10 protein-coding genes are annotated in these 10395 nt (G+C 69.8%); 2 read left to right on the top strand and 8 right to left on the bottom strand.

Translation table 11 applies throughout. The features are described 5' to 3' along the window. Positions 1-392: 392 nt before the first annotated feature. From bla to N1028_RS19325, 5 genes are all read right to left on the bottom strand, one after another. The gene (gene bla / locus N1028_RS19345) at positions 393-1334 is read right to left on the bottom strand and encodes a class A beta-lactamase (protein ID WP_259531167.1); all 942 of its coding nucleotides are present in this window, start codon (positions 1332-1334) and stop codon (positions 393-395) included. A gap of 101 nt (positions 1335-1435) precedes the next feature. Next, positions 1436-3568 (bottom strand): glycoside hydrolase family 2 protein, encoded by a 2133-nt coding sequence (locus N1028_RS19340; RefSeq protein WP_259531166.1) that lies wholly within the window; start codon positions 3566-3568, stop codon positions 1436-1438. A 6-nt stretch (positions 3569-3574) separates the two neighbouring features. After that, a complete protein-coding gene (locus N1028_RS19335) occupies positions 3575-4450 on the bottom strand; it encodes a carbohydrate ABC transporter permease (RefSeq protein WP_259531165.1) in 876 nt (291 codons plus the stop codon). A gap of 4 nt (positions 4451-4454) precedes the next feature. After that, positions 4455-5333, bottom strand: a complete 879-nt coding sequence (locus N1028_RS19330) for a carbohydrate ABC transporter permease (protein WP_259531164.1) — start codon at positions 5331-5333, stop codon at positions 4455-4457. Positions 5334-5347: 14 nt separating this feature from the next. Beyond that, on the bottom strand, positions 5348-6715 hold the full coding sequence (locus N1028_RS19325; protein ID WP_259531163.1) for an ABC transporter substrate-binding protein: 1368 nt from the start codon (positions 6713-6715) through the stop codon (positions 5348-5350). Between the two features lie 120 nt (positions 6716-6835). Here N1028_RS19325 and N1028_RS19320 point away from each other — a divergent pair, with 120 nt between their 5' ends. After that, entirely contained in the window at positions 6836-7861 is a 1026-nt protein-coding gene (locus tag N1028_RS19320; protein ID WP_259531162.1) for a LacI family DNA-binding transcriptional regulator, read from the top strand. Positions 7862-7898: 37 nt separating this feature from the next. On the opposite strand, the gene N1028_RS19315 is transcribed toward N1028_RS19320, so the two are convergent. Both N1028_RS19315 and N1028_RS19310 read right to left on the bottom strand, forming a co-directional pair. Next, positions 7899-8216: an AzlD domain-containing protein gene (locus tag N1028_RS19315; RefSeq protein WP_259531161.1), complete on the bottom strand. Its 318-nt coding sequence runs from the start codon at positions 8214-8216 to the stop codon at positions 7899-7901. After that, positions 8209-8880: an AzlC family ABC transporter permease gene (locus N1028_RS19310; RefSeq protein WP_259531160.1), complete on the bottom strand. Its 672-nt coding sequence runs from the start codon at positions 8878-8880 to the stop codon at positions 8209-8211. Before N1028_RS19310 ends, N1028_RS19315 begins: the two co-directional genes overlap by 8 nt. A gap of 65 nt (positions 8881-8945) precedes the next feature. Here N1028_RS19310 and N1028_RS19305 point away from each other — a divergent pair, with 65 nt between their 5' ends. Further along, positions 8946-9497 carry a helix-turn-helix domain-containing protein gene (locus N1028_RS19305; RefSeq protein WP_310795626.1) on the top strand — a complete coding sequence of 184 codons (552 nt, stop codon included), beginning with the start codon at positions 8946-8948 and terminating at the stop codon, positions 9495-9497. Positions 9498-9635: 138 nt separating this feature from the next. On the opposite strand, the gene N1028_RS19300 is transcribed toward N1028_RS19305, so the two are convergent. Then, positions 9636-10379: a GntR family transcriptional regulator gene (locus tag N1028_RS19300; protein ID WP_259531159.1), complete on the bottom strand. Its 744-nt coding sequence runs from the start codon at positions 10377-10379 to the stop codon at positions 9636-9638. Positions 10380-10395 lie beyond the last annotated feature (16 nt).

Below are 10395 nucleotides of genomic sequence, written 5' to 3'. Positions count from 1 at the left end.
CGCCGCCGGGCTCCTGAACGAGACCTTCGGCACCGACGCCGTGAAGCGCGGCCTCCTCGTGGGCGTTGCGAAGATCACCGTCAACACCAAGTAAGCCCGCTTGTCCTGAAACGGCCCGTCGCATCCACTGCGGCGGGCCTTTTCGGCGTTGACGGGGCTTGGTCGGGTTGGGTTGTTCGTGGGGTCCGTGGGGTGTGCATGATCCGTTCGAGTCATAGTCCCCTCGCCCGCTTCGCGGTCTCCCGCCAGGCCCGATGCCTATGACTCGAACGGATCATGCACACCCCACGGCCCGCTTACGTTCGGGGGCTGGCGCGAATGGGCGCATCTACTGTCAAGTCGCGCGCGCTCCGGTCGGTCGGTGGGCGCTCCGCGCCTCGACCGGGTCGCCGTCAGCGGGGGGTCGGGATAGCGCCGAGCACGACTCGGGCGGTCTCCTCGACGACTGCGTCGTTGTAGGAGGCGGCGGGGTCGTCGGTTGTGGTGAGGATGGCGAGGATGAGCTGCTCGCCGTCGGGCCTGGTCACCACCGCTATGTCGTTGCGGATGCCGCCGGCACCTCCGGACTTGTCTGCGACCTGCCAGCCCGTGGGGGCGCCGGCACGGATGAGGCGGTCGCCGGTCGCGTTGCCCCTCATCCAGGTGAGCATCGTGTCGGCGATGGACTCGTCTGCGAGCAGCGACTGCAGTGCGGTGGTGAAGGCCGCCGGGGTGGTGGTGTTGTTGTCGTCTCCGGGGGTGACCGTGTTGAGGTCGGGTTCGTAGGAGGTGACGACGGTGGTGTCGTCGCCGAGGGTGCGGAGGAACTGCTGCAGAGCCTCCGGCCCGCCCAGAGCCTTCAGGACCAGGTTCATCGCGGTGTTGTCGCTCCCGCGGACGGCGGCTTCGGCGAGCTGCTCGAGGGTCAGGCCCGTCGCGAGGTGCTCGGTCGTGACGGGGGAGTAGCCGGCCTCGTCGATGTCGGCCTCGGTGAAGGTGACGACGGCCGCTCGATCCTCGGGCGTCGTCGTCTTCAGCAGCATCGCTGCGGCGAACACCTTGATGGTGGAGGCGTAGCCGAAGCGGTCGTTCTGCCGGTACTCGACCGCGCTGCCGTCGGCCGTGCGGGCGCTCACTCCGATGGTCACGCCGTAGCGGTCCTCGATCATGGCGAGCTGCCCCGAGACGTCGATGCTCGGGGCGGGTTTCGAGGGCGGCGCGGTGCTCGGGGCAGGAGCCGACGGTGTCGCGGCAGTCGGCTCGCTGGAAGGCGGCGTGCTGGTGGTGCACGCCGACAGGGGGAGCGCGACGGTGAGGACGGCGGCGGCGATCAGGCGCGTGCGAGTTCTGGGCATCGATCCAGTGTCTCGCCCACGACTGGGAGGTCGGCTGCCGTGTCCGCGAGGTGGCGCGCGCCGCGTTGGCAGGAGACGCGCGCCACGACTGGGGGCCCGCCTCAGGGGGTGGGGGCGGGGGACGGCGTCGGGCGGGCGCCACGACGGTTCGGCTCCTCCACCGGAGCCGCGTCGACGAAGTTCCGCGCCCGCACGACGCCGGTCTCATCGACGAAGTGGAGGGCGAGACGGGCCGCTGCGGCGGGCGGCTCGATCGTGAGCGTCACCGGACCGCCCAGAACGAACGGCTCGACGGCTGGAACGGCCACCGACACGAGCACCGGCACCGCAGCCGACGCCGGAGGCACGAGCGACGCGGGCAGCGGCGACCCCGCCGGGACCCACTGCGCCTGCAGCTGCCCGGCCACCGCCTCCGGACCGTGGTGCGACACGTGCACCGTCAGCTCGAACGGCGACAGGGGCACCTCGATGTCGGCTCCGGCTGCGCGCGGCACGAGGTCGATCACGAGAACGGTGTCGGCGTTGATGTCGGCCGGGCGGAGCCCGCCCCAGTCCTTGCGGCGACGCTCGGCGTCGAGCAGTCCCGCGTTCTCGTGCTCGACGTCGGCGAGCTCGGTGTACACGTAGCCCGAGTAGCGCTCGTGCCGGCGCAGCTCCTGGGTCTGCCAACGGAGGTGCCAGGCGCGCTCGAGGCTCGTGTAGCCCTCGCCGTACTCGCTGTTGAGCAGCGGCACGCCGGTGCGCGGGAAGTCGGCCGATCCGTAGAGGCTCTTGTCGACCACGAAGTCCGGCCCGAGCTTGACCGGGAAGGCCTCCTGCGCGCCCGAGGCGAGCTCGCGCACGCTCGACGCCCAGGTGGCCGGGTCGGGCTCGTAGTAGTGCCAGTCGACCAGGTCGCTCTTCACGTGGGCCCAGCCGGAGTTCTCGACCAGCGGCCTGGTGTGGTCGATCGCGGCCATCGTGTCGTAGGCGTGGGCGGCCGCGTCGGCGCGGCGACGGCTGCCCGGGATGTCCCAGTCCAGACCCCACTCCTCGTTGTAGAGCCCCCAGACCACGATCGACGGATGATTGCCGTCGCGCCGGACCATCGGCTCCAGCTGGTCCTCGAACAGCTCAGCGGCCTCGGGGCTGAAGCGGCTCGGGGCGGCGGGCTCGGCCCAGACGAGCATCCCGAGCTCGTCGGCGCGGTGCAGCCAGCGCGGCTCCTCGAGCTTCAGGTGCTTGCGCACCATCGTGTAGCCGAGCTCGCGTGCCAGATCGAGGTCGGCGAGCAGCGCCTCATCGCTCGGCGCGGTCAGGCCGGTGCCCGGCCAGTAGCCCTGGTCGAGCACGCCGCGGAGGTAGAGCCGGGAGCCGTTCAGCCTCAGCTGACCGTCGTGCCACTCCATCGACCGCAGTCCGGTGGTCGCGACGACCCGGTCGGCCTCCGCACCCTCGCCCACGGTCACTTCCACGCGGTAGAGATGCGGATGCTCCGGCGACCAGAGGCGGGGAGCCTCGAGGTCGAGTCGTCCCGACGCCACGCCGTCCTCTCCGCTCGTCAGCCGGAGCGACTCCTCGCCGCCGATGACCCGCACGTGCACCGGCACTCCGGCCGAGCGGTCGCCGGCCACGTCGACCGAGACGTCGATGCCGGTCAGCGAGTCACCCCGCAGCGTCACCGAGCGCGCGTAGCTGCGACCGCGGGCCTCCATCCACACGCTCTGCCAGATGCCCGAGGTGGGGGTGAACGAGACCCCGTCGTAGTCGTCGCGCGGGATCGACCGCTGCTTGCCGTGCACGATCGAGCGCTTGTCGGCCGGTGACTCCACGGCCACCTCGAGCAGCGCATTCTGACCCGGGTGCACGTGCCCGGTCACGTCGAACTCGAACGAGGTGTACCCGCCCACGTGGGTGCCCACCTCGGTGCCGTCGATCGACACGGTCGCTCGGTGGTGCACGGCGCCGAAGGAGAGCACGGTGCGAAGGCCCTTCCAGTCGGCGGGCACCGACAGCACGCGGCGGTAGGTGGCGGCTTCGAGCCAGGTGCGCTCGATGCCCGAGGCGGGCGTCTCCCAGGCGAACGGCACCGTGATGCGGGCCGTGCCGTCGATGCTCGAGAAGTCCCACTCGCCGTTCAGGCTGAGCCAGCGCTCGGAGCGGTCGAGGTCAGGCCTCGGGTACTCCGCTTTCGGCACGGGGACGACCGTGGTGCCGACCGGGGGAGTGGTGATGATGTCTGTCGCGATGGTCATTCTGGTTCAGCCCTTCACGCTTCCAGCGAGGATTCCGTTGATGAAATGGCGCTGCAGTGCGATGAAGAGCACGAGCAGCGGGATGAGTGCGACCGAGCTCGCGGCGAGCAGCTCGCCGGTCACGGTGGCGTAGTCGGCACCGATGCGGTTGCCGGTGATGTTCTGGGAGAGGGTCGACAGCACGACCTGCAGGGTCGCCATGCGCTCCGACGAGGCGATCACCACCGGCCAGACGAAGTCGTTGTAGATGTTCATGACGGTGAGCACGGCGAGGCCCGCGAGTCCCGGCCGGATGACGGGCAGCACGATGCGCCAGAAGATGCCGAACTCGCTGCAGCCGTCGACGCGCGCCGCGTCGAGCAGCTCGTCGGGCACGGCGCTGATCACCTGGCGCATCCAGAAGATCGCGAAGGCATCGATCGCTCCCGGCAGGATGAGGGCCTGGTAGGTGTTCACCCAGCCGAGCTCCTTCATCTCGAGCAGCAGCGGGATGATCAGCACGATCGTGGGCAGCATCAGGCTGATCAGCACGGCGCCGAAGATGAGGTTCTTGCCGATGAACGAGTACTTCGCGAACGCGAAGGCCGCGAGCGGGGCGAAGAACAGCGTGATGGCGCCCTTGAACACGAGCACGACGCCGGTGTTCACGAAGCCGGAGGCGATCGGCACGTCCTCGAACATCGCCGCGTAGTTGTCGAGGGTGAACGTCGACGGGTCGAACAGCAGCGGCGAGCGGATGATGTCGTTCGCCGGTTTGAAGGCCGACAGCAGCGCCCAGACCACCGGCGCGAGGAACGCGACGGTGAGCAGCACCAGGAAGAGCTGCGAGCCGATGGCGGGTCGTGCCCGACGCCGGCCGACGGCGTGGGTGGGGAGGGTCATCCGTTCAGTCCTTCGCTCGCAGCAGCCGCACGAACACGAGCGACAGCGCCATCACGATGATCACGAGCAGGAAGGAGTTGGCGGCTCCCGTGCCGAGGTCGGCGCGCGTGATGTGGTTGTAGAGGTAGTAGCCGGCCGTGGTGGTGGAGTTGTACGGGCCGCCCTGGGTCACCACGAAGGGCTCGGCGAACATCTGGAACACCGCGAGCGTCTGCAGCACGACGGCGAACATGAGGGTGCGCCGCAGCAGCGGGACGGTGATGCTCCACAGTGTGCGCACCCGGCTCGACCCGTCGAGCGAGGCGGCCTCGTAGACCGACGAGTCGATCGACTGCAGCCCCGACAGCAGGATGATGATGATGAACCCCGTCGTCTTCCAGAGGAAGAGGAGTGCCAGGGTGGGCTTCGCCCACTCGCTCGTGGTGAGCCAGCCGACATCCGGCAGCCCCACCAGCCCGAGCAGGCCGTTCACCGCACCGTAGTTCGTGTCGAACACCACCACCCAGATCTGGGCGACCGCCACGAGCGGGGTGACGAAGGGCACGATGAAGGCGACCCGGTAGAAGCCGCGGAGGCGCAGCTTCGCGTTGTCGAGCAGCACCGCGGCGATCAGGGCGATCACGAGCTGCGCCGGGATGATCAGGATCCAGAGCACGCCCGAGTTGGCGAGCGAGTTCCAGAAGCCGGGGCTGGTGAGCAGGTAGACGTAGTTGTCCCAGCCCACCCACTCCGCCGCGCCCGAGCCCCGCCAGTCGGTGAAGCTCAGGCGGGCGGTGAAGATGAGCGGATAGACGCTGAACGCGATGAACACCGCGACGAACGGGAGCACGAACAGATAGGGAGCCAGTCTGCGCCGGGCTCGCGCGGCGGTCATCGCGGTCATGATCGCGCCTGCTCCTACTGCCGGTCGATCAGGTTAGTCTGGATCTCGGTGCTCGACTGCTCGAGCACCTCGGCGGGCGTGAGCTCGCCGTCGAGCATGCGCTGCATGTTCGTGCCGAGGTAGTCGACGGCTCCGGCCCACCAGGAGGGGGTCGGGACGCTCGCCGGGATCTCGGCGCCGGCCTCCGTGGCCACGGCCCACAGGTCCTGGTCGCCGAGAGCGGGCACCGGCTCGAACAGCGGTGTGCTCGGGTCGGCGGCGGGCAGGTAGCTCGGGATGGAGGTGTTGAGCCCGGACGGGTAGACCGAGCTCGGGCCCCAGACCGCGCTGTAGCCGGCCTCGTCGAACATCAGGAAGCTGTAGAACAGGGCGGCCAGCTCGGAGTTCTCGCCGTCCTTCGGGATGGCGAACGACGAGCCGCCCATCGCGCCGCTGCGCGCTCCGCCGGACTCCCAGGCGGGCAGCGGCATGGCGCGCCAGTCGCCCTGCGTCTCGGTGAGCAGCTGCTGCGGGGCGAAGTCGAACCAGATGGCCCAGGGGTAGAACACCTCGTTGCCGTTCTCGAGCTCGGCGATGTCGGTCGGGCCGAGGTATTCGGCGCGGGTGCCGAGGCCCTCCTTCTGCACGGTGTCGAGGTAGGTGAGGATCTGCTCGTACTCGGGGCTGTCGAGTCGCAGTGTGCCGTCGGCGTCGGCGAGGCTCGTGCCGAGCTGGCTCGCGTACATCTCGAGCTGCAGCTGGCCGAGGAACGGCGACTGCTCGAGGTGGATCGGCGCCGCGCTCGGCACGGCCTCCTTGTAGGCGCGCGCAGCATCGAGCAACTCGTCGTAGGTGGTGATGGCGGTGGCGTCGATGCCCGCGGCCTCGAGTGCGGCCGCGTTGTAGTAGAGCAGACCCGGGTTGGAGTCGAACGGCACCCCGTAGATGCCCCCGTTCACCGAGTTGACATCGAGCTTCTGCGGCGCGATCTCGCCCGAGTAGGGGGCGAGCACGTCGGAGAGGTCCCACAGGTAGTCGCTCAACCCGGCGATCTTGGCGTCGTCGAGGAAGACGCCGTCGGGCACGTCGGTGCCGGTGATGAGCGTGTTCTGCAGCTTGGCGTCGATGTCCACGGCCTCGTGGTTGACGGTGACGTCGGGATACTTCTCGTTGAAGTCGGCGATGGCCTCGTCGAACACCTCGAACAGGTCGCCCGACCTGTCCCAGATGGTGATCTCGCCCGAGGGCGACTCCTCGGCCGGGAGCTGCAGGAGGTCGGCGCCGGCGTCGGTGGATGGTGCGGTGCCGATGTCGGGGCCGCAGGCGGTGAGCCCGAGGGCGACAGCGGCGGCGAGGCCGAGCGCGGCGGCCCGGGTCGCCGTTCGGGGCAGGTGCTTGTGCAAGGGACACTCCTTTGTGACGGTGCGTTTGCCAACGTAGGCAAAACAGTAGCACCGCGTTTGCGCACGATGCAAACGCTATGCTGGGGGCATCCTGGGACCGAGTTCGAAGGAGGCGGCAGGATGCCGGCAACACTGCGCGACGTCGCCGAGCGGGCGAACGTGTCCATCCGCACCGTCTCGAACGTCGTGAGCGGCTACGAGCACGTGAGCGAGCGGATGCGCACCCGTGTGCAGAAGGCCATCGACGAGTTGGACTACCGACCCAACCTCGTGGCGCGGACGCTGCGCACCGGGCGGACCGGTGTGCTCGCCCTCGTGGTGCCCGAGATCGATGTGCCCTACTTCAGCCAGCTCGCTCGCGACGTCATCAACTCGGCGGGGGAGCTCGGCTACCGGGTGATGATCGATCAGACCGGTCACGACCACCAGCGCGAGCGCGAGCTGCTGACCGGGGGGGACCGCACGATGCTGTTCGACGGCATTCTGTTCAGCCCTCTCGTCACGAAGGCGGAGCTGCGCGAGATGAACGGCGAGAGCGGCATGCCGCTGGTGCTGCTCGGCGAGCACGACTTCGACGGGCGGTTCGACCACGTCGCCATCGACAACGTGCAGGCCGCCTACGATGCCGTGCGGCACCTCGTGCTGTCGGGGCGCACGCGCATCGGCGCGCTGGGCACCCAGCCCGCCGAGGACTACGCCACCCCGCAGCAGCGCTCGGCGGGCTATCGGCAGGCGCTCGCCGACTCCGGTCTCGACTTCGAGCCCGCGCTCACCCGGCCCGCCGCGCACTACAGTCGCGCCGAGGGCTACACGGCTGCCCGCGAGCTGCTGGCGGCGAACGAGGCGCCGGATGCCATCTTCTGCTACTCCGACCTGCTCGCGATGGGCGCGATGCGGGCCGTCTTCGACGCGGGCCTGCGGGTGCCCGACGACATCGCCATCGTGGGGATCGACGACATCGAGGAGGGCCGGTTCTCGCGGCCCTCGCTCAGTACGGTGTCGCTCGACACCCCGTTCATCGCGGCGCAGGCGGTCTCGCGCATCGTCGAGCGCATCGACGACCCGGACCGCGAGGCCGTCGAGGTGGTGGCGCCGCATCGGCTGATCGTGCGGGAGAGCAGCGCGCCGGGTCGACCGCGGACCTGACATCGCGCGGCGCTCCGGCAGAGCCGGCCGGGTTGGGTCAGTCGACTCCGAGTGCCCTCAGGCCGGCGGTCACTCCGGCCGCGGCGACGACCACCACGACGAGCGGGGCGCGAACCGCGGCCAGGCCGGTCGCCGCGGCCACGCCGGTGAGGCGGGCCCAGCCGGCGAACTCCTGGCCTTCGTAGAACGTCGCGGTGGCGGCGACGCCGGCGAGGAGCGTGATCACCGCGGCATCGCTCCCGGGGCGGAGGCGGACGGCGTGATGCGATCCGCCGAAGCCGACCCCACCGAGTCTGAGCAGATATGTTCCGGCCGCGAGCACGACCACGGCGAGAACGAGGTTCGGGTCAGGCACGACGTCCCCGATCCCGCACGAGGGCGAGCAGGCCCGCCAGGCCGAGGACGGGAGCGACGCCGGCGGCGACGAACGGCGTGGCGGCAAGTGCGATCGTCGCGCCGGCCACCGCGGGGCCCGACGTGCGACGGCTGAGGGTTCCCACGAGGATCGCGACGAAAATGGCGGGGAAAGCGGCATCCAGGCCGAGGATGCCGGGGTCGGGCACGATGTACCCCACCGCGACGCCGATGGCCGCTCCGAGCGGCCACGCGATCGCGATGGCGACGCCGACGGCCTGGAAGGCGCGGAGGCGACGGGCCGGGGGGCGGGCCAGCGCGAAGGCGACGCTCTCGTCGTTGACGAGGTGGGCCGCGAGGAGCCGGAGGGGACGCTGACCCGGCAGGAATTCGGATGCGGAGAAGCCGTAGACGAGGTTCCGGAGATTGACGAGGAGTGCGGCGCCGACGGCGAGCCAGGGCAGGCCGCCGGCGGCGATGATCCCGACGAACAGCAGCTCCGAGGAGGCGCCGAGCACGAGAACGGCGGTGAGGATGACGAGCCACGGCGGAAATCCGGCCGATTCCGCCGTCGCGCCGTAGGCCACTCCGACCACGAGGACCGCTGCGGAGATCGCGATCGCCGCCGGCACGAGTGGTCGGCCTGTTCGATGAACTGAACGCATGACCAGTATCATGAACGCAGGCCGGCCGTCTGTCAAACCGATCGTCCGTTCGGTACGATGAACGAATGATGGTCGATCTCGGCGCTCGGATCGGAGCGGCGCTTCGCAGGGAGCGCACGGCGGCCGGCCTTTCCGTGTCCGAACTGGCCCGCCTCTCGGGCGTCTCCAAGGCGACGATCTCGCAGCTCGAGTCGGGCGGAGGCAACCCGAACGTGGAGACGCTGTGGGGCCTCGGGGACGCGCTCGCAGTTCCGTTCGCCCGGCTCGTGGACGAGTCGCCCGAATCCGTCACGCTGATCCGTGCAGCCGACGCCCCGCGCATCCGGTCGGCCACGAGCAGCTATGGAGCTGCACTCCTCTCGGCCAGTCCGCCCCACGCACGTCGCGACGTCTACCTCGTGCAGGCCGATCCCGGCACTCCGAAGATCTCCGGCCCCCATGCCCGTGGAACCGTGGAGCACGTCATCCTGGCGTCGGGTGCCGCACTCGTCGGACCGGCTTCAGCTCCGCTCGCCCTCTTGCCCGGCGACTACCTCTCGTACCCGGGCGATGCCCCCCATCTCTTCGAGTCTCAGGTCGAAGGAACCACAGCGGTGCTCATCTCCGAGATCAGATAGCACGGGAGGCCGCCGCCGACACCGACGACGATCGCGGAGTTCTCGAGTTCGTGCCGAGGAGCCGGGGGGCGCCGTGGCCGAGCCCCAGCTGGAGTTCTTCGGCGTGGACGAGATTCGGGTGAGCATGGATCCCCGAGGTCAGCGGCGGCGGATCACGTTGAAGGCGATCTCGCTGCTGCGGTGGAAGTCGAGCGCGTACAGCACGCGCTGGCCGTCGCGGGTGATGCAGGTCTCCTCCACGAGGAGCCACGGGTCGTACTTCTTCAGGTCGTGCTTGCGGGCGTAGTCTGCCGGCAGGTCGGCCGCGCTGATCCGCGCGATCGACGAGTCGATGCTGTGCCCGTGGCCCTCGAGGGCGCTCGTCACCGAGACGCCCCAGTCACGGTAGGCGATCGGGCCCGGCAGGGCGTCGCGCCGGATGATGTTGATGCTGAACACCATCGGCTGGTCGTTGCCGAGCCGCAGCCGCACCAGCCGGATGACCGGGTCGCCCGGTTCGAGGCCCAGCTCGTGGGCGACGTGCTCGTCGGCCGTGTCCTCCGTGACGCTGAGCACCGCATTGGTCACCGTGAAGCCGAGCCCCTCGAGCATCTCGGTGATGCTCTCGTAGATCGTCACCGGCCGCTCGATGCTCATCGAGCCGAGGGCGGAGAGGAAGCGGCCCCGGCCCTGGATGGCGTTCACGAGCCCGTCCTGCTCGAGCAGCTTGAGCGCCTCGCGCACCGTCGACCGCGACGCCGAGAACCGTTCGGCGAGCTCGGGCTCGGTCGGCAGCTGGTCGCCCGGTCGCATGCCCTCGGCGGCGATCAGCTCGAGGATGTCCTCCTTCAGCCCGTGCGCCAGGGGCGCCTTCTTGGTGGACGGTGACTTCCCAGCTTTCACGGCTGTCCTCCTCTGC

It is taken from the genome of Herbiconiux oxytropis (assembly GCF_024979315.1).
GTDB lineage: Bacteria > Actinomycetota > Actinomycetes > Actinomycetales > Microbacteriaceae > Herbiconiux > Herbiconiux oxytropis.
The sequence above is the reverse complement of the archived record's forward strand: the minus strand, read 5'-3'. Positions and strand labels throughout refer to the sequence as shown.